Source organism: Neisseria subflava (assembly GCF_024205705.1).
Taxonomy (GTDB): Bacteria; Pseudomonadota; Gammaproteobacteria; order Burkholderiales; family Neisseriaceae; genus Neisseria; species Neisseria subflava_D.
The window spans coordinates 1,143,598-1,162,079 of sequence record NZ_CP073115.1; the positions used below are offsets into that span (position 1 = coordinate 1,143,598).

26 protein-coding genes and 1 pseudogene are annotated in these 18,482 nt (G+C 47.5%); 6 read left to right on the top strand and 21 right to left on the bottom strand.

All coding sequences use genetic code 11. From position 1 onward, the window contains the following. The first annotated feature begins 142 nt into the window (after positions 1-142). Positions 143-990, top strand: a protein-coding gene (locus KCG54_RS05445) for an IS630 family transposase (RefSeq protein ID WP_254324893.1) whose coding sequence is annotated in 2 segments (ribosomal slippage) — positions 143-458 and positions 458-990 — 849 coding nt in all. Because the reading frame shifts where the segments join, the coding sequence is not laid out codon by codon here. A 370-nt stretch (positions 991-1,360) separates the two neighbouring features. Here the strand turns inward: KCG54_RS05445 and KCG54_RS05450 are convergent. The 4 genes from KCG54_RS05450 to KCG54_RS05465 form a co-directional block, all read right to left on the bottom strand. Beyond that, complete coding sequence (locus tag KCG54_RS05450; RefSeq protein WP_254324894.1) at positions 1,361-1,597, bottom strand: RHS domain-containing protein; 237 nt, start codon at positions 1,595-1,597, stop codon at positions 1,361-1,363. Between the two features lie 127 nt (positions 1,598-1,724). Next, positions 1,725-2,243 carry a hypothetical protein gene (locus KCG54_RS05455; RefSeq protein WP_254324895.1) on the bottom strand — a complete coding sequence of 173 codons (519 nt, stop codon included), beginning with the start codon at positions 2,241-2,243 and terminating at the stop codon, positions 1,725-1,727. Between the two features lies 1 nt (position 2,244). Next, positions 2,245-2,955: an RHS repeat-associated core domain-containing protein gene (locus KCG54_RS05460; protein WP_254324896.1), complete on the bottom strand. Its 711-nt coding sequence runs from the start codon at positions 2,953-2,955 to the stop codon at positions 2,245-2,247. Next, positions 2,894-3,394: an RHS repeat protein gene (locus KCG54_RS05465; RefSeq protein ID WP_254324897.1), complete on the bottom strand. Its 501-nt coding sequence runs from the start codon at positions 3,392-3,394 to the stop codon at positions 2,894-2,896. The genes KCG54_RS05460 and KCG54_RS05465 overlap by 62 nt, the downstream gene beginning before the upstream one ends. A 68-nt stretch (positions 3,395-3,462) precedes the next feature. On the opposite strand from KCG54_RS05465, the gene KCG54_RS05470 reads away from it, so the two are divergent. Both KCG54_RS05470 and KCG54_RS05475 read left to right on the top strand, forming a co-directional pair. Continuing rightward, a complete protein-coding gene (locus KCG54_RS05470; RefSeq protein ID WP_254324898.1) occupies positions 3,463-3,972 on the top strand; it encodes an Imm52 family immunity protein in 510 nt (169 codons plus the stop codon). Between the two features lie 84 nt (positions 3,973-4,056). Then, the gene (locus KCG54_RS05475; RefSeq protein ID WP_254324899.1) at positions 4,057-5,040 is read left to right on the top strand and encodes a type VI immunity family protein; all 984 of its coding nucleotides are present in this window, start codon (positions 4,057-4,059) and stop codon (positions 5,038-5,040) included. On the opposite strand, the gene KCG54_RS05480 is transcribed toward KCG54_RS05475, so the two are convergent. The 17 genes and pseudogenes from KCG54_RS05480 to KCG54_RS05560 all read right to left on the bottom strand — a co-directional run bounded on the left by KCG54_RS05480 (position 4,927) and on the right by KCG54_RS05560 (position 16,981). Then, positions 4,927-5,352, bottom strand: a complete 426-nt coding sequence (locus tag KCG54_RS05480; RefSeq protein ID WP_254324900.1) for a hypothetical protein — start codon at positions 5,350-5,352, stop codon at positions 4,927-4,929. The genes KCG54_RS05475 and KCG54_RS05480 overlap by 114 nt on opposite strands. A 495-nt stretch (positions 5,353-5,847) precedes the next feature. Further along, positions 5,848-6,723 (bottom strand): annotated as a pseudogene (locus KCG54_RS05485) (IS5 family transposase); the annotation flags it as partial. Positions 6,724-6,871: 148 nt separating this feature from the next. Further along, positions 6,872-7,312: a phage virion morphogenesis protein gene (locus KCG54_RS05490; RefSeq protein WP_254324901.1), complete on the bottom strand. Its 441-nt coding sequence runs from the start codon at positions 7,310-7,312 to the stop codon at positions 6,872-6,874. Between the two features lie 2 nt (positions 7,313-7,314). Further along, positions 7,315-8,220, bottom strand: coding sequence for a phage head morphogenesis protein (locus KCG54_RS05495; RefSeq protein ID WP_254324902.1), 906 nt, complete (start codon positions 8,218-8,220; stop codon positions 7,315-7,317). After that, positions 8,220-9,692, bottom strand: coding sequence for a DUF935 domain-containing protein (locus KCG54_RS05500; RefSeq protein WP_254324903.1), 1,473 nt, complete (start codon positions 9,690-9,692; stop codon positions 8,220-8,222). Before KCG54_RS05500 ends, KCG54_RS05495 begins: the two co-directional genes overlap by 1 nt. A gap of 21 nt (positions 9,693-9,713) precedes the next feature. Then, positions 9,714-11,228, bottom strand: a complete 1,515-nt coding sequence (locus tag KCG54_RS05505; protein WP_254324904.1) for a terminase large subunit domain-containing protein — start codon at positions 11,226-11,228, stop codon at positions 9,714-9,716. Continuing rightward, on the bottom strand, positions 11,225-11,770 hold the full coding sequence (locus KCG54_RS05510; RefSeq protein WP_049322363.1) for a DUF3486 family protein: 546 nt from the start codon (positions 11,768-11,770) through the stop codon (positions 11,225-11,227). Before KCG54_RS05510 ends, KCG54_RS05505 begins: the two co-directional genes overlap by 4 nt. A 3-nt stretch (positions 11,771-11,773) precedes the next feature. Then, the gene (locus tag KCG54_RS05515; protein ID WP_049322364.1) at positions 11,774-12,091 is read right to left on the bottom strand and encodes a hypothetical protein; all 318 of its coding nucleotides are present in this window, start codon (positions 12,089-12,091) and stop codon (positions 11,774-11,776) included. Beyond that, on the bottom strand, positions 12,088-12,408 hold the full coding sequence (locus KCG54_RS05520; RefSeq protein ID WP_254324905.1) for a hypothetical protein: 321 nt from the start codon (positions 12,406-12,408) through the stop codon (positions 12,088-12,090). Before KCG54_RS05520 ends, KCG54_RS05515 begins: the two co-directional genes overlap by 4 nt. A gap of 2 nt (positions 12,409-12,410) precedes the next feature. Beyond that, on the bottom strand, positions 12,411-12,620 hold the full coding sequence (locus KCG54_RS05525) for a TraR/DksA family transcriptional regulator (protein WP_254324906.1): 210 nt from the start codon (positions 12,618-12,620) through the stop codon (positions 12,411-12,413). Continuing rightward, positions 12,613-12,831 (bottom strand): hypothetical protein, encoded by a 219-nt coding sequence (locus tag KCG54_RS05530; protein ID WP_254324907.1) that lies wholly within the window; start codon positions 12,829-12,831, stop codon positions 12,613-12,615. The genes KCG54_RS05525 and KCG54_RS05530 overlap by 8 nt, the downstream gene beginning before the upstream one ends. Continuing rightward, on the bottom strand, positions 12,812-13,210 hold the full coding sequence (locus KCG54_RS05535; RefSeq protein WP_254324908.1) for a hypothetical protein: 399 nt from the start codon (positions 13,208-13,210) through the stop codon (positions 12,812-12,814). The genes KCG54_RS05530 and KCG54_RS05535 overlap by 20 nt, the downstream gene beginning before the upstream one ends. Beyond that, the gene (locus tag KCG54_RS05540; RefSeq protein WP_070712790.1) at positions 13,191-13,520 is read right to left on the bottom strand and encodes a hypothetical protein; all 330 of its coding nucleotides are present in this window, start codon (positions 13,518-13,520) and stop codon (positions 13,191-13,193) included. The genes KCG54_RS05535 and KCG54_RS05540 overlap by 20 nt, the downstream gene beginning before the upstream one ends. Before the next feature lie 110 nt (positions 13,521-13,630). Next, positions 13,631-14,134: a glycoside hydrolase family 108 protein gene (locus KCG54_RS05545; RefSeq protein ID WP_070822340.1), complete on the bottom strand. Its 504-nt coding sequence runs from the start codon at positions 14,132-14,134 to the stop codon at positions 13,631-13,633. A gap of 76 nt (positions 14,135-14,210) precedes the next feature. After that, entirely contained in the window at positions 14,211-15,218 is a 1,008-nt protein-coding gene (locus KCG54_RS05550; RefSeq protein ID WP_070822341.1) for a GTP pyrophosphokinase, read from the bottom strand. Next, positions 15,215-16,294 carry a nucleoid-associated protein gene (locus KCG54_RS05555; protein WP_254324909.1) on the bottom strand — a complete coding sequence of 360 codons (1,080 nt, stop codon included), beginning with the start codon at positions 16,292-16,294 and terminating at the stop codon, positions 15,215-15,217. Before KCG54_RS05555 ends, KCG54_RS05550 begins: the two co-directional genes overlap by 4 nt. A 15-nt stretch (positions 16,295-16,309) precedes the next feature. Beyond that, the gene (locus KCG54_RS05560) at positions 16,310-16,981 is read right to left on the bottom strand and encodes a LexA family transcriptional regulator (protein ID WP_070822342.1); all 672 of its coding nucleotides are present in this window, start codon (positions 16,979-16,981) and stop codon (positions 16,310-16,312) included. Between the two features lie 142 nt (positions 16,982-17,123). Between KCG54_RS05560 and KCG54_RS05565 the strand changes: the two genes are divergently transcribed. The 3 genes from KCG54_RS05565 to KCG54_RS05575 are packed head-to-tail and all read left to right on the top strand — an operon-like array spanning position 17,124 to position 18,480. Then, on the top strand, positions 17,124-17,324 hold the full coding sequence (locus tag KCG54_RS05565) for a DNA-binding protein (protein WP_070822343.1): 201 nt from the start codon (positions 17,124-17,126) through the stop codon (positions 17,322-17,324). Then, positions 17,324-17,602 (top strand): winged helix-turn-helix transcriptional regulator, encoded by a 279-nt coding sequence (locus KCG54_RS05570; protein WP_070822344.1) that lies wholly within the window; start codon positions 17,324-17,326, stop codon positions 17,600-17,602. Before KCG54_RS05565 ends, KCG54_RS05570 begins: the two co-directional genes overlap by 1 nt. Positions 17,603-17,637: 35 nt before the next feature. Beyond that, entirely contained in the window at positions 17,638-18,480 is an 843-nt protein-coding gene (locus tag KCG54_RS05575; RefSeq protein WP_070822345.1) for a hypothetical protein, read from the top strand. The last annotated feature ends 2 nt before the right edge of the window (positions 18,481-18,482 follow it).

Below are 18,482 nucleotides of genomic sequence, written 5' to 3' on the forward strand. Positions count from 1 at the left end.
AATAAGACCATCTGAACAGTTTTGAATAAGTTCAAACAAAGTTGGCACAATTCACTATCTTTACCCTACTCTATTTTGCCAGGCTACAATTATAGTCAATTAAAAAAAAAATAGTACAATACTCAACTTTGAAGGTCTAACCATGGCATATTCTACGGACTTAAGAAACAAAGCTTTAAACTATTACGAACAATGCAAAAACATCAGCCAAACCGCAGCAACGTTTAACTTGTCAAGAAACACGCTTTACTTATGGATTCGCCTTAAAAAACAAACAGGCAGCCTAAAACATCAAGTTACCAGTCTAAATGCCGTTAAATTGGATAGGCAAAAACTGGCTCAATATGTTGGGCAACACCCGGATGCCTATCTGCATGAAATCGCCAAACATTTTGATTGTACGGCAGCCGCCGTTTGCTATGCACTCAAACAGATGGGGATGACGCGCAAAAAAAGACCACCACTTATAAAGAACAAGACCCGGCCAAAGTAACGCATTATTTGACACAGCTGGCCGAATTTTCCGACTACCAACGTGTTTATTTGGATGAAACAGGATTTGACCGCTACCTGTTCCGTCCCTATGCCCGCAGCCTAAAAGGGCAAATAGTGAAAGCGCAGATAAGTGGAAAAAGATACCGACGCTTATCTCTGGTGTCCGCACAAGTCGGCAACCGGCTGATTGCTCCGATGGTTTATCAAAATACGATGACCGGAGTCTTTTTTGAAGCGTGGTTTCAGCAATGCCTACAGCCCACATTGACTCAAAAATCGGTGATTATTTTAGATAATGCACGATTTCACCGTATGGGTGTCTTACGGGAAATGGCGGAAAAATGGGGACATAAGGTATTGCCTCTTGCACCTTATTCACCTGAGCTCAACCCGATTGAGAAGGTGTGGGCGAATATTAAGCGGTACCTGAGAACCGTTTTGTCTGATTACGCTCGATTTGACGATGCACTATTATCCTATTTTGATTTTAATTAACTATAATGATAAGGTTACAGTAAAATTAACCAGCCAAATTTCTATTAAAACCTATTGATTTTATACTAAAAATTGGAGTACTATTAACCTACCCTCTAGAGTATCATTAACTCTCAATTAACAATCAGGAACAAAAAGCGAATTTGATGAAGGAATAGGAAATGGTCAGATATTTTATATTATGTTAAATTCATAATGCTAGTATTTTAGCCTGCCAACAGAATTCAAAAACAAAAAGGCCGTCTGAAAGGTTTTTCAGACAGCCTTTTCTCAACAAATCCCTTGTTGTTAAAATATCTCCGGTTCTTTCAATTTCATCCAGTGTTCTTTTGGTTGTAAGAATAAAAACGGTTGCAGCCTGTGCTTTTCATCATGATACTGACAGAACATGGACTTTGAGGCCGTCTGAAACGGTTTCGTCACGGATTCTGCCCCATGCTTCGTATTCGGCCGTCCATACGGCTTCGCCTTTTGCATTGTGTACGGCAATCGGCGTACAGAGATGGTCAAGTTGGTAATAAACCAATTCGGGTTGCGCTTCGGACTGCTCTTGGTGTTCGGGCGGGATTTTCAGCAGCGGATCGGTTTCGGGATCATAGCTGTACAATTCGGCGGGTACCCGAATGTCTTTACTTCATAGCGATCCAATACTTTTAACTGAAAAGGCCGTCTGAAAAGAGGGCAAGCTTTTCAGACGGCCTTACTTTACTTTTGACAAATAGAAAGACAAACAGTTATTCAGGCGAATAAACAACCATTACACCATCCGGAAACTCCCCTTTCCAACCACAAGGAAAGCCACCATTTTTATAGACTTCAATTTGCTTTTCAATAAAATCATCTTTTATTTTAGAAAAGATCCCATATGCAGCAAAAGTTAAGAAGTCATTATAAACAAAATCTATAAACGGCTCAGGAAAAAAATCTTGATTTTCTTGTTGTAGCTGTAAAATTAAATTCCATAATTTATTCTCATAATTATTCCAAAAAGGAGCGAATTGTTGCTCTTCTGTAGCACTTATTCCCTCAAAAAGATAAGTAAGGGTAGTTCTTTCACCAAGCAAATCCGGATAGCTGCTATATATGGTGTAATCCGGATCTTGTGTTTCATATAAATCTTGAGCCTCTGATCTATCATAAATAACAAAATACTCTTGAAGATTAAAATTACCACGAAAAAATGATGGGCTTTTTAAAATCTCAAATAATTCTTTTTGTTTGCCATTAAATCTAATTTTCAATTTTTCTAACATATTAGTAACCTCTTAAAACACCATCCCATTGTTGCTCAGTAGCGCCAGATTTACTTATAATAGGCTCTCCTTTTTGCAGCATTCTTCGCAAAGATTTCTGCAAAGCCAGCAACTTGCTCTTTTGTCGGAGGCATGAGCCTTTTGAGCCAATTCGAACAATAGCTTTCCTCACAGAGTTTGAATATGCCTTATGATCAGAATTATGCTGAGCATCCCCAAACCAAGGGTTTCCCAGCCTTGGATGGTCATTAATATTTCTTGGCAATCCTATCAAATTACCTAAATTATCTACATCCATACCATGACACCTTAAAATATTGCCTGAATCCTCCTTCTTAAAAATATCTTGGGGAATAATGTGATGAACCTGATATTTTCCTTTGTCTTGTTCTCCAGCACGCTCCCAAAATCTATCTCTATAGTTCTTCAATCCCAACGGATCGACCCATATAATTGGATTCGGTGCATACTCAAACAAATTCATCCCTCCCTGCAACCCAATCGGATCCTGACTCACAAACCGCCCGATTTCAGGATCGTAATACCGGAAACGGTTGTAGTGCAGCCCGCTTTCTTCGTCGTAATACTGTCCTTGGAAGCGGAACGGGACGTTGACTTCGAGGCTGTCTGAAACGGTTTCGTTACGGATTCTACCCCATGCTTCGTATTCCGCCGTCCATACGGCTTCCTGCCAGTCTGCCGCTTGGGTCATAGGCGTAGTTTTCTTTGTCGGCTTCGTGTATCTCGCCGTTTTCATCGGTCACAAGGATGCTGCGGCTTTCGATACGGCCGGCGGGGTCGTAATCCAGCTTGGTGACGGTACCGGCTTCGTCTATGCGTTCAAGCATGCCGCCTTGGGCGTAATGGTAGCGGGTGATTTTACCGTCAAAGCCTTTTTCTTCGGTCAGCGCGCCGACGCTGTTGTAGCGGAAGCCGTAAAGATCGCCGTTTTGGTTCAGCAGCCCGACCAAACGGCTGTTAAGGTCGTATCGGTATTGGACTTGTTGTCCGAGTGCATCGGTACGGATGAAGAGACGGCCGCCTTTATCGTAGGTATAGCGGGTGCTTTGCTTGAGCGGATCGGTATGCTCAAGCAATCTGCCTTCCGCATCATGCAGGTAGGATTCCCTCGTGCCGTCTGCTTGGATCACAGCCTCGGGATTGCCCCTTGAGTCGTAGCTATAGTGTGTGCTATTGCCTTCGGCATCGGTTTGGGTTTATGGATGGCAAAGCTTTAGATGTCCGCAAATTTCAGTTTAGCTATACGCACAAACTCAGACTACTGGATACCGATTATGCCGACGAAAAATTTGACAGATTGGAAATATATTTTGATCTCCTACGCAAAGAACCCGATAAAAAACCGTATTACAGCAAACAGGATTTAATCGAACTGATCAGGCTGGCTTATAAGCACTATCCCGTGGACAGTATTACTTTAGCGGACGGCAATTTCGATATGCGCTCCCCCTCCTCCTCCGACTACTATGAAGGCAGCTACGCTGTCTTCCCTCACCGCGGGACTTGTGCATGGATGATAGGACTGCCGCACAAAATCGGACAAAGCGATATTCCCGACACGGCGGAGGCCATCGACATAGACGGCAAAAATACCTTAGTTGTCAGCAACCGAGACGAGTGGTTTACCTCTTTCAATGCCGAGCATGTGCAGAAAGCCAATTTTTTGGAAATCGCATTATGGGAAAAAGGGCTATTACCTGTTTTTTGATCATGTTCCGTTTCATTGATAGGAAGGCCGTCTAAAACGGTTTTCAGACGGCCTAAAATATTCGACCTCTACATTGGATCAAACATGCCCCCTCAAGAACAAAAAAATCGTTTGAACAACATTATGTTTAATGCGCAGCGTTGCGAACTGTACGACGACGAACACAGGCTGTATGCCAAGATGGGGTTGGGCATTACTATATATTTCTACGGCGGCGGGAGTGAAAGTGGGCAGCGGAAGGTATTGGATGTGTTCAAAAGATATCAAGCGCAATATGACGAGTATCTGAACGGTTTGTTCTTTGAAGAACATCAAAGATTTGTCAAATTCAGTGCTGCGAAATTTGAAAAAAGTATGGAGAAAAGCCAAAAAACAGCCCAATGGGATGAAAGATTAGAAGCCCATATTAGTTCGGAAAGAAAAAGCGATTATGCCCCGGACTACCATTGCTCCACTCTGACCACATCTCTGACAGGAGAACTCGAATACAATCTCCTCAGCTATTTGAGTTTGGCCTTTCCCATAGGTTGGCTGAAGGATGAAACCAAACGGGCGGAATTTGAAGAGTGGGTGGATTACCTGTGCGCACAATTCGACGTGCTGCACGGCTACGCGGGATTAGAATGTATTTTGCCCTATGATCCCGACGAATGGGAGCCGCACGAATACCAGGTTGCCACCCATTACTATAATGTGATGCCCAACTGTAATGCTTATGCAGGATTAAGGGATTATAAGGATGCAGCTAAAAGCATCGCTTGGTACACTATTCTAGGTAAATCCCTATCCATGCGTATCGAACCGCAGGTATGGGCGCGGCTGGCGGCCCAGTACCCCGAAATCACGGTCAAAACGCAGGCAAACGGCGTTTCCGTCATCAAAATCGACGAACTGCCCGACGTCGGCGATGCCGGAGAACCGCTGCCTTTGAATTACCAGGCATTGAACGAAGCCTTAAGGCCGGTCATCAAAGCTGTTCCCAACCGCCTGCACCACCTTTACGACGCGCCCCATTTTGATGCTGTCAAAACCTATTACTGGACACACCGCTGGGATAATGGCATTTAACAGTACCTGTATATCGTTGCTTTCATTACCTTTCGCTATTTGGTGCAGAACTGAATCAAATTCACGCATCAAACTGTATTGGACGATTTTTTTCTCCCGCTTCAAATAATCCACCCATGACCAATCGTCATCCACACATGGCTGAATATGTCGACTGACATCTAGCAAAAAAAACCTGAGTTTTTGCAGATAGGTATCCAGGGCGAGGGTTTTGTTTCCCGTATATTTTGGATGGATGCGGATGCGTAAATAATAGGTGTTGCGATCTTCAAAATCTTTTAAATCATCAAACGACGAAACAAATTTCAACATAACAACTCCTTAATTAAATGGTTCAGGCACAAATATTCGGATTGTCATCGCACCATTGCTTCAATTCTTTCTGCTGTTTTTTCTCCTGCTTCAACCGTTCTTCACGGTCTTTGCTGTCTTCAAACGATTTTTTTGTTCTTGAGGGTCATGCTTTGTCCTATGTAGAGGTCGAATATTTTAGGCCGTCTGAAAAACCGTTTTCAGACGGCCTTCCTATCAATGAAACGTAACATGATCAAAAAACAGGTAATAGCCCTTTTTCCCATAATGCGATTTCCAAAAAATTGGCTTTCTGCACATGTTCGGCATTGAAAGAGGTAAACCACTCGTCTCGGTTGCTGACAACTAGAGACCTTTGCAAAAAAGTCCTTTCCCCAACAGCCGAAACCCAAACACAGGTTTTCGGCTGTTTTTGTTTCAAATATCCGCTGATTCTACTCAAATACCCTCTTAATCCCCCTTGGATACCTGATTAATCAGGCATCCGGCCGCCTTTTAGGCAGCAACAGGCGCACTTAGCCTGCTGGCGGCTTTCAAAAGGTTTAAACACATCGCCTTCAGATGGCTTTGTGCACTCACTTTAATCAGCCCGAAATAGGCTGCCCGGGCATAGCGGAATTTACAGTGCAGCGTACCAAAGCTCTGTTCGACCACATAACGGGTCTTCGACAAATATCAGTTGCGTTTGGTTTGCACTTCCGTCAGCGGACGGTTGCGGTGGGCTTTGCGCATAATGCCGTCCAACAACTGATGTTCTTTCAGATGTTGCCGGTTTTCCGCACTGTCGTAGCCTTTATCGGCATAGATGGTCGTATCTTTGGCTATACCTTCCAGCAAAGGCGACAGGTGGTTGCACTCATGGGCGTTGGTGGGGGTGATATGCAATTTCTCGATATAGCCTTCCTCATCGGTACGGGTATGTTGTTTGTAACCGAGTTTGTAGAGACCGTTTTTCTTTGTCCAATGGGCATCTTTGTCCTTACTCGGCGTGGTTTGGCCGCTGACTTGCCCTTCTTCATCGACTTCTATGGCCTGGCGCTGTTTGCTGCCGACGGTCTGAATAATGGTGGCGTCAATGACGGCGGCGGATGCTTTCTCTACTTTTAAGCCTTTTTCGGTCAGTTGGCGGTTAATTAGTTCCAGCAATTCGGACAGGGTGTCGTCTTGCGCCAGCCAGTTACGGTAGCGGCATAAGGTGCTGTAATCGGGGATGCTCAGTTCGTCAAAACGGCAAAACAGGTTGAAATCGATGCGGGTGATGAGGCTGTGTTCGAGTTCGGGATCGGAAAGGCTGTGCCATTGGCCGAGCAGGACGGCTTTGAACATGGACAACAGGGGATAGGCGGGACGGCCGCGGTGGTCTCGAAGGTAACTGAAACCCAATGAGATAAATATATAGTGTCTCTGAGATAATTGGGATTATTTTGGATGGAGCGGGATTTGGTGGGGTTGGTTTTGTGAAAAGTAGTTTCATAGAGTGCAATAAAAAGACGAGCATAATTTGCTCGTCTTTTTTTGTTTACAGGCCTGAACTGAGTGACTCGATTGCAATGTCAAGGATGCGTTTATCTGCTCCGTTTTGAAGTTGACCACTGCCGTTGATTGGTAGATAGGGTCGGGCTGGAAGTTGGACGCTATGGTTTCGGCCTGCGGAGCCACCCAAGTGGTGGATTGCCGCGTATGGTTTGTTGCTTCCGATACGTGCAAAGTTGTTGCCTACTTGTGTGGAGATGCTGGCTGCAAGTTGGCCGGTCAGTTGCAGAGTCTGGCCGCCTTGAGCTGCGCGTTGGCTTTGTTTCCATCTGTTGCCACCGAAACTTTCGCTTTCGAAGTTTTCTTCAGTTAATGAAGTCATTTCGGTCGCGATGGCTTTCATCATTTTGCGCGGATGGCTTACGTTTTGTAGAAGCTGGCTCAAGCCGCGATCTAGTGATGAAGTATCAAGATTAATTTCGAGCATATCTAACCTTTGATTAATTTTAGTACCCATGCCAAATCGACAGCAGATAATGAGGATTTGAATTTGCTGTTGGTCATCATGGTTTTTAAGGCTACGCGTGCAATATCGGGATGAACGGATTGTGCTTTCTGGACGGCTACGGAAGCCATTCGCGAGAGCATGGCTTTTCCTTGGTTGGCATTGAAGCCTGCGCTAGGGGCGACAAACTTTCCGTCAATCCGCAAGCCGGTGCGTTGGGCGTAGCGGGCTTCTCCGGTGTATTCGTTGCTACCGATGTCGACGGTTTGAGTCTCAAGTGTCGGACTGGGTAAGGCACGGCTTTCGCCTGCGGCGCGTGATAATGGACGCACGCGGCAGCGGCAGCGGAAATCTAACGGCGGATACATGGTGTCCCAAACCAGGTCGGCTGCTGCATAGACACGGCCGTGCATTCTACGGTGGCTGTCACGGGTGCGGCTGTCGTTTATAGCGACGTATTGCCAATACGGGTGGGTGTCGACAGAATCCATCATTTCAGCGTAGCGTCCGGCCATGTAGGCTGACTGCATATTGGTCAGATAGATGGTTTTCAGGCGGTGCGGGCTACCGAGCTGAACAGTTTGGGCTTCGCCGGTGTCCGGATTGGTTGCTTGGGTGCGTCCCCACCAGCCCTTGCTTTGTAATACCGGCGTGAGTGTTTTCTGGAACTGCTCCAGCGTTTGGCCGGTCTCGGCAGCGTTGACAACGGCGCGATAAATATCATTGGCAACGTCCATGCTTGCGGTTTTGGCCACGGTGAACGCGGTAGCGTGTGCGTCGTCGAGCATATCTTGCCAATCCCACGAAACGGCCACACCTTTCTGCTTCAAATATTCGACCGCTGCTTCCGGCTCTAGGCCGAAAATAGCCTTGATGTCTTCCGGATTCATCAGCTCATCTCCTGTGCCGCTTCAATGCGGCCGACCAAACCTGACAGGAAAATCACTCGTGCCAGCTCGTTTTGTAAGGCGGTGTCATCCATATTCGGGAACTGCTCGGCCAAGCGGTCGAGAATATTGTCTTCGGTTTCGCCGCGCTGCAAATCCTGCACCAATAAGGCAGTCAGGTCGTGGCCTTGTTGGTTCAGACGGCCCGCATTGGGCGCAAGCGTATCTAAAATCAATCCTGCATCGGTTTCTGTGCCATCCCAACCTTCGGCAAAGTCAGCAGCGGTCGGGATAATGGTATCTTCTTCAACGATATCGCCGTCTTCCAAACCATAAGTGCGTTTCCAATATTGCGGAGTGAATTTCACACCCGCGCCGGACAGCATACTGTCGCGCTCGGCACGCTCTTTCGTGCCTGCCTCCTCGTTTTCAAACAGCTCGAATTTCGGACAAGCCACATCGCCGAAATTCAGTTCCACCACCCATTCAATCAATTCGTTAAACGCTGCTTCAACAATACGGCGGTCGCCGTCACGGATATCGTCGGCAATTTCCAAGCCCGCGCTGGCACTGGCATGGTTGGTTTCTTTGTCGGTGGTTTGGTCTTGGCCAAGTAAGGCAATGTTGATGCCGGACTTACACTCTTTCAGCAGCTTGTCGAATGCATCTACTGATGATGACTTGCCGCTGGCTTCGTGGATTTCGACGCTGGAATCATTCGGAATCGTGCCGACCGAATTGCTTATTAAGGCTTCTAATGCGTCGAGCAGCTTTTCAGTGTCGCTATGGGTATTGGAGCGTGGCTCTTTGCCAATGAGCCAAGGTGCGCCGTATTTTTCGGTGAAACTTACCCAAAATTTCATGCCGCCGCGTTTGAAAGTTACCAGCCAAAACACCAAACCCAAATCACTTAGGCCATAAGGGTTAAGATAGTCGTCTTCATGGCGCGGACACAGAAATTTATAAGGCGGTAGCGGCTCTTGGCTCAAGCCGTTTTCGGTAAAAACCAACTCACGCTCATCATTGAATCCGAACCATTCCTGCGGCTTGGCCACAATTTCAGACGGCAGCCATTGACTGCCTTTTTGCCAGATAATTTCGATAGGCTGATAGCCGAAAAATGAGGCATTCATGATGTCTTTGCAGATCTTATAAACATCGACATCAGCGGCCAGCCAATTTTCGACAAAATCCAATACACGATCTTCGACTTCATCGCCGCTGAGTTTCCAATCCAGCCGTGCCACAGCGGCTTTGCGGCGGCGCACGAAGCTGCCGACCAGCTCGTCGCGCAACAATTCGCGGTAAACATGGATTTGCTTGCCCATCTTGCGCAGAATCGGGTCAGGATTAGGCAACCAACCGCCGAAACCGCCTAAAAATTGGCGTGAGACGGCGATATGGCCGGTCAGGTCATCGGGTTTGAAGGTGATGTTGCCATGATTGGTTTTGAGCTTGAAATGCGGTTTTTTCATGGGATTCTCTTTTCAGACGGCCTAAAAGCCATGCGTTGTTCTGCTAATTCGACGCACGCGGCGGCTGGCCACGCGTACCGGTCCGGCATTGAGTTCGCGGCTGGCGTAATGGGCAAGGACAAAGGCAATCGCTGCGTCGCCGTGGCGTTTTTTACCGTCTTGACCTTTGGTTCGGGTGTCCGGAATACGAGGCACGCCTTTGACTAATTCGAACGCACGTAAATCGGTGAGGATGTCTTCATCTCGCGGCAGGCCGTCGAGTGTGCCGTCTTCGAGGGCGGCTTTGAACGGAGCGGTATGGATGCGGTACCAGTTTTCCGACAGCATCACGGCTTCCACCACTTCTGCGCCGAACGCATCGCGCATGGCTTCGGCCAAAGATTGACCGTTGCCTCGCGCATCCAAGGCCGCGCCGCGCAGATTAGGTAGATTGGCCAACAGGTGCTGCATAATTTGCTCCTGCTGGGCAAACGGCATATTGCCCAGTTCCAAAACAAACGCCGGTTTTAAAATCAGGTCTTTGCTTTGTAAGAGCGGCACAATCACGGTGCGGTCGCCCGAGCGGGCAAAGTCTTCGCCTACAAAAGAAACGCGGGTCTTGTCCAAACCGTCGAGCAGCGGTTGCAGGGTGTCGGCTATCCAGTCGGCCACCTCCGTTGCGCGGCGCGGTTCGGGCAGCAGGCCGAAATCGTCGGTCTGGTCGTAGCGGATAACCGGCGTGTATGGGGTCATACGGCTTTCAATTAAGGCACGGTTCAACCATTTGCCACCGCCGTTTTTCGGGATACAGTCCAACTCTTCGCTGGCATCTTCACCGTAGAAATCACGAATTTCCTTACACCACGCGGATTCACCTTGGGGTGTCCAATCCTTGCCCAAACGCAGACAGATACGGCGGTACAAGCCTTGTTCAACCGCTTCGTCAAAGGTAATGCGGTGGACGGAATAAGGTTTTTTCCCTGCACGCACATCGTTAATCAACTCGTTGAATGGGTTGTCTACGCCGTCATGCGTAGAGATGATATGCACCTGGCCGCCCCACATCAGCAAGGCCATTGCCGCTTTAAGCAATTCGCCGAGCTGTTCGTGGAACGCTGCTTCATCAATAATCACGCGGCCTTGTTTACCGCGTAGGTTGGAAGGCCGGCTGGATAAGGCGGTAATGCGAAAGCCGGAAGCAAAGCGGATAACGAAGGCTAACACGGCCTGGCGGTCGTCGCCTTCGACAAACACTTCCTCGGTTTCTTCGATTTCGCCTGCCGCCAGCTGGTAATGCTTCGCCCAGCCTGCACAGTCGCGGATAAACTCCAAGGCCATGTCTTTGTTATAGCCGATGTACCATGCGTCCATGCCTTTAGCGGATGCGGCCAGCAAGGCGGTATCGGCAGCTTCTCCCCAGCTCAAACCGATACGGCGCGATTTTTCGCACAGCTTCACAGGCGACTGGTCGGCGCACCAAGCCTGCTGATACGGCAATAAGACCGTAGGGGTACGGTCTTCTGATGGGCGGGTATTTCGGATTTCAGACGGCGTCATGATGCAATCCCTAAAATATGCTTGCGGATGGCCTCGACCGATTCTTCAGACAAGCCGCCTTTCTTGGCCTGCTTGGCTACATCTTCGGCGGCCGCCTGTACTTTGGCTTTGACCTTGGCCTGATACTCTTTCAGGCGTGTGCTGGCGGAAATCAGACCGCTAATTTTCTTCGCACCCTCGGCCATCACGCCGAAACGGTCGAGCGCGTTTAATTCTTCGCTGTCCATCTCGCCTATGGCTACCAATGCGTCGAACAGTTCGGTTTGCAGCATGGCCATCAGGGCTTCGCTACGGGTATCGCCTTCATCGGCTGCACCTTCGGCAATCAGTCGCGCGGCTTCGGTGCTGGATTTGATGGCAGCAAAACGACGTTGCACTTTTTGGCCGTAGCGGTGGGCGGCTGAGCGGCTGATTTCATAGCCTTGGTCTTGCAGCCATTCGGCAATGGCTTGGTAGTCTGAAAAACCGTTTTCTACCAGCTTCCGTTCAAATTCATGTCGGACGGCTTCGGGGAGTTTTTCAATGCTGCTGCGTTGCGCCATGCCCTAGCTCCATACTTTCTCAGGCCGTGCAATACCGGCACGGCACTCCACCGTATATTCGGCAATATCGACACCTAAACTGGTCAAGTCGGCAAACCACAGGCCGTGCGGGGCTTTATTGAGGTCTACCATTTTGCGGTCAGCCAGATAATCAAGTTGTTGGCGTAGCTCCAGTGCGGTGGTTTGCGGATAAATCGCGTTCATGATGTCCAACAAGAAGGTTTCGCTTGTCGTGTGCGGTCGGGCTTTATTAAGGGTGTTGATAATGTTCCAACGCATACCCTCGCGCCGTTGTTTGGCGATCAGTTCCTGGCTAATCATTTTTTTACGCTTCCCATTTTGTAGATTTCAGTGAGTTTTTCTGCGACGTTGTCGAGTTTGGCTTCGAGGACGACTTGATTACGGATGTAGTCTTCGCGTAGGACGTATGTGAGCGGCAGGCCGGCATTGAATTCCGCCAGTTTGTTTTCCATGATTTCGACTTTACCCTGTAGGCGTTCCTGCTGTTTTTGGCGTTCGTCCTGCTGCTCGCGGAATTGAGCCAGCAGCATTTTGCCGAAGGTGAAACAGATGCCGAGGAATGAGAGTAAAAAGCCGACAAGTTGCCAAAACTCGATGTGAATAAAGGTTTTTTCCATTTTTAAGGCCATCCGTGTTCAAAATATTCTTGGCAGACAACGCAGCGTGTACAGCCTTTGACTGCCTGTTGTCTTGCTTTTGGTATCGGCGCACCGCAATCTTCACAATGACTGAGGCTGGCGGTGGTTTCAGACGACAGTCGATGCTTTGCCAGGGATTCTGCGAGAAAGATGGCTTCGCGTTCGGATGCGCGGTCGGCAAAATCAGTCATTTTTCAGACGGCCTTTCTTGTACCATGTCTGCCAGCCGGAAATTTGTTTTTCCAGTTTTTGGCAGTATTCGCCATAGCGGACGGCGTGGTTTAAAAGTTGTTCGGGAGAGCCACCACTCAGACGCTCGGGGCGTTCGTGAACGAGCAGCAGCTCGGAAGAGACGGGGGGGATTTCCGCAACGGAAACGGTTTTAATCGTGGCCGAGGGCACGGTTGTAGAGTTGCACGCTGTTAGTGCCAAGGCCGTTAAAACGGTTGCCGTCTTTTTGTACAGTTTCATCAATCTGCTTCTCCAATTGAGCCGCTTGGCGGCCGATTTGTTGATAGGCGGTTGCCAAATCGCGGCTTTGTGCTTGTGCGAAATCAAACCAACGCTGTTTTTCTTCATTAGCCGCTTTGAGCTTTTCGGTATAGAGCTGCTCGGCGACCAAGGCTGAAGCCTGATAAGTAGCAATGACTTCGGCTTTTTCAGCTTCCGCCTTCTTTGCTGAGGACTTATAGCCGCAGAAATAAATCGTTGGTACTGCACCTGCTATCAGCAAAATCAGAATCAGGGTCTGCCAAATAGGGTTAAGCGTTTTCCACATCATCTTTTCCTTTATGGATTTCAGCGACCTGCGGAATCGCCGCGATGCCGCGTTTGATTAATGCATACCCGCCAACCAATGCGCCATAAGCCCACCAGAGCCATTCCGGTGCATCCGCTGTTTGCGAGAACTTATAGGTCATAGAGGCGGCTGCCACGTTTGCCCATAGTTTGGTATGGCTGATTTTCCCTGTGGCCGGATTGGATACCAAGCCGCCCAACCATTTGAAAAAGGCGGTTATTTGCGACGCTTTTTTTTGGCTGCGCGTTTCGCGGCGGCTACCCCGCTCTTGCGGTGGGCTTGCGTCCAACACCCCTGAGTCGGCATGGCGTAGCGAATGCCCAGGTCGCTGTGGCTGAAATCGGGCAGCATGGCTGCGGTCATTAGGGCGATGAGTGACTTTTTTGACATGGTTTTCTCCCTTTAATCGGTGTTATCTGCAGACGCATGAATCAGGTTTTGTGCCACGCGGCGAATCCAGCCTTTGCCAAATGATGTGAACGTACCCAGCTTGGTATAAAAGACCAGACGCTCGGCGTTGAAACGGAGCAGGAGGTCATTTTCAGGAAGTGAATTGATGGCTTTGAGGCTGAATGCTCCGATAACGCCGTCGTCCGGCACGCCTGCGGCGCGTTGCAGCATACGGGCAGCATTGCCATGACCGTGGTTGATGCAGGCATCGAAGAATTGGAACGCAACCGCTTCCGGCATTTGATCGGCGTGATAGCGTTCCCAAAATGCTTGACGGTAAATGCCGATCGCCTGCTCACGGGTCATGGCACGCATGGAGCCGTTGTAGCCGTTTGCCTGAGCAGTGCGTTTGGTAATGCCCCAGTTGGTCTCGCCGCCGGGGTCTTTGGGATGGTTGACATAGCCGCCCTCGTGGGAGAGGACGCGCTCAATGAATTGATTGAATTTGGTGGACATAAAAAATCCCTGTATTGAGGTTGAAATCAATACAGGGATTTTAGAAAAGGCCGTCTGAATGGGCTTTTAAAGGGGGTTAAAAGAGTTCATGGGATGGTTGCTTATCCAAATCAGTACAAATGAATTTCAGGTTTTTGTTGTATGCAGGCAAAGGCCATTTTTTCCATACTTCATCTGCACCAACTTTCTCAATCAGCCAATAAACCAACAAAGCTGCTGGCTGACTGAAAAAATACATTTCTTCAGCATTTTCTTTTATCCGATTAGCAAGATATTTCTTCTCATTCAAAAGTGACCGGATATTAGCAAGAATATTTGAAGGGTCAATGCTGGATTGAAATGTTTCTAGAAAAATCATATTGGTTTTTTTATCAACTTCAGGAACAAGCCCTATTTCCTCTTGATAAAGCTGTGATAATTGGGGAAGAAGTTCTTCTTGTGGTTGATTTGCTTCTTTCAAAATTGCCAGAGTACGACTAAATAAGTCATCTGTAGTTTCCATCAAAGCCATGCTCTTCGCGACTTCGCGCTCTGCTTTCTTTGGAACATTGCCGTCAGGCTTGTATATATTGTCATGAACCAGCTCTGCATAAGCATGTTGGAGTAAAGAACGCACCTGAACTTCACAGCACAAATCAGCAGGGATGCTGACATTTTCGGGTGTAATGAATGCTTGTTTAGGACGAATCTCGTAATGTTTGGATTGATAGTCAAATGCTTTGGGATTTTGCTGAATTTCATCTGCAAAATCTTTCGAAACTTTAGCATTCCACTGTGATGAGGATTCAATGATTTCACAAACTATTTGAATATGTTCCGCAAGCAATACCACAAAACGTACGCCGACCAAGTCAGTCATTTGAGTTTGAGGTGAAGTGTAATTTTTTCGGCCAATCTTGGCCAGAGCTGAAGAAATCTCTTTGACTCTAGGCTTTGCTTCAATTTTTAGAAAATTGGCAACCGGAACAGGAGAAATGACATTGGATAATTGATTTTGAATTTCTTCAGCCACAAATCTACCCCAAGCGGCAAATGCCGCTTGGTGGCTTTCTAAATAGCTTTTGAAATCATCAATATCGCTCATTTTTGTTGTTGTAACTGTCCTTTAATTGTGACAACAGTATATTCCCCATCTTCCGTTGGCGCAATTTCCATATAGTCTTGAGTATGCTCGGGAGGAGTCAAGATAACTACACCGTTACTAAATCCGTAAGACCTCCGTTTGCGTAAACGAGTTTTAATATATTCAATATCCTTACTTACAGCATTTTGAGGAAAATCCTTAGCTATCATAAATTCTGTATAAGCTTTTTGCTTGTCTTCAGGTAAATAATTTTGAGCAAAATCGTTAACGCTGATGGTTGCTGCTGCACTTTTCAATGTGACACGCAATGCTTCATGTGTATCTAACTTTTCATCATCACTCAAATCAGAGTTATCGATAAAATTACGTGTCCATTCAAAAAAATTCTGTGTCAGCTTACGGGAAGAAGCAGCTATACTCATGCCTAAGAACACTTGGTAGAAATAGGAAGCTGCTGGCCTAGTTTCCGTTTGTGTCATCAGATGGTCATACAAAAAAGCCCGATAATTCCCAGATTGTATTTGCTCCTGCGGCCTTACTGTTTCGGCTACCAAAAAACCTATTTTGAATAGTCTTGCTGAATCGGTCAGCAATAATTCCTCTAAGAATTCAATCGTGATAAAGTCATCCTCTTCTTTGGTCCTGAACCCATCTTGAGGCTCAGCCTTAATCACACATAAAAACGGTTTGCCGGTATCTCCAACCCTACCTTTTAATACCAACAAAATACCACCCGGTGCATTCGTATTCAGTTGTGCATCGGTCAACATGTGAGCAAATTGTGCGGAATCTTCAATAAACTCTGCTTCCTCTTTGAGTTGTATGGCTGCTGCTATCTGAAAAAAACTATTTTCAGCCGTATTGGCAATAGACATTTCAATGCCATGAGATTTATTACCCAAAGCTTTGGTCAGCCTGTTTTCCAATGTTCTTCTTGCCATAATAGGCAAATCAATCAACTGCGTACTGATTTTAGGTTCTACACGCTCTCTATTTTCATTTTTCGGATAAATACGATGGGTAATAATTTTTTCAATTACCAGCCCTTCAAAAGAGTAATTCGTTTCTGTCATCATTTTTCCTATTGTAAGTTAATTAAAGTCTTTTGAAACCTGAACCACCTGCCCGATGACCTGTATGTCGGGGTGGTCTGCCAGCATCAGCGGCATAGGTGGATAGGTCGAGTTGTCGGAGATTAAGAGCAGGCTGCCGTCGATTTGGCGTTGGACACGCTTTACCCATAACACGTCGCCGCTGCGGATGACGTAGATATGGCCGTCGCGCGGGTTGTTTTTACTGGTGTCGACCAATAGCGTGTCTTTGCTGTTGATGGTCGGCTCCATGCTGTCGCCGCGTGCCACCACGCAGTTGAGGTCTTTTGCAAACAGGCCGCGTGATTTGAGCCAGTCTTTGCGGAACGCCAAGTGCATGGCCGGTTCGGTTGCGCCATAGGCGGCTGCACCGTTGCCTGCAGACACCTCAACATCAAACATCGGGACGTAGTCGTATTCATGTTCTTCGGAATAATTCTTTTGCTCATCTGGATTTTTAGAAGAACTATTCTTTCCTGTAATCAACCAATTTGCGTCAATATCAAAAGTTGTCAGGATTTTTTCTACCATATCAAATGGCGGACGTTGTTTTCCGCTTAAAACATCATTCACACGCGACAGTTTTTCATTAATCGCTTCAGCAAATTCTGCAATTGTCAGGTCTTTTTCGCTTATCAACTTGCGAATATTTCCAGTAAAAATCAAACTCATAGAATTAATCTCGAAAAATATCCTAGAAATAATCTTGCATTATGGAAATAATCCAGTTAATATTTATCCAACATTTAAGCAAGATTGTTTAAATCTTTAAATATTCAACATTCTATCACGAGATGGAAATAGGAGATATTCCGTGAATGCAGAAAAAGTGAAGGAAGGTTTCCGCAAACGAGGCGAAACCATCAAATCTTGGTGCGACGAGCGGGGGTACGACCCGACATATGTGTCGCGGATTTTAAACGGCACGATTAAAGCCAATCGCGGCAAAGCGCATGAAATCGCAGTGGAGCTGGGAATAAAGGCCAAATCGGAAGCAGAGAAACGGAGCGCGTGATGAGTACCAAAGGCATCCGACTGCTGCGGGTTTTTAAAGCCTTGGAAGCCCACCCGATTATCGGTATCAGTAACAAAGAAATTTCAGACGGCCTCGGCCTCTCACCCACGCAGGTAAGCCGTGATTTGGATGACCTGATTGCCGAGGGCTTGGTGGTAAAGCTGGATAACGGCAATTTTGCTTACAGCGTGAAGACCTTGCAGATTGCGGAAGGATTCCGCCAGCAACACGAACGCCTGAAAGCACGCTTGCAGGAACTTGAACAACGAATTTATTAAATGCGACGCTGGCGTCGCATTTGACGGAGAGAAAAATGGCAACAGAAGTATTGGGACACACAGTCGGCGCAACGCCAAACGAGCTGGCCATCCACAGTATGGCGGTAATGGAGAAGTATTCCGGCGGCGAAGCCTACAACGAAGCGGTTTGGATTGAACGCGGACGTTTTGCGGTACGCCAAACCATGGAAGGTATGTTTGAGCTGGGCCGCGCACTCATCATCATTAAAGAGCATACACCGCATGGCCGGTTTGCGGAGATTACTGAAAAAGAGTTTGGTCTGCATAAACGCGAAGCCCAACGCTTGATGAATGCGACGCTGCGTTTTATCGATCCGAAAATGAAAGCAGCCCAACCCAAATTGATGGATTTAGGCAAATCCAAGCTGCTCGAACTTTTAGTTGAAGATGACGATTCACTCATCGAACTGGCAGAAGGCGGCGACATCAACGGCCACACATTGGACGACATCGACCGTATGACACGCAACGAATTGCGCGCCGCCTTGCGCGAAAGCCGTGAAACCGCCGAAGCGAAAGACAAAGTCATCGCCGACAAAAACAAAAAGGTCGATGAGCTGGCGGAAAAGCTGGCTAAGAAGCAAGCCGGTGTAAGAGAGCCGAAGGCGGAAGATGTGGGCAGTGAATTGACGATGCAGTTATCAAGCCTTGAGGTCGGTATCCGCAGTCAAGTGAGCCGTCTGAAAGATTTGTTCGACCAACTTAATGCGCACAGTGAGGCGCACGGGATTAGTCATCAGGCAAAAATGGTCGGGGCGTTGAATCAGATTATTTTGGATTGCAACATCATCCGCGAGAGCTACGATCTACCGATGGAAGCCCCTCAAGATGAGACGCCGGAGTGGTTGGGAGAATAAAT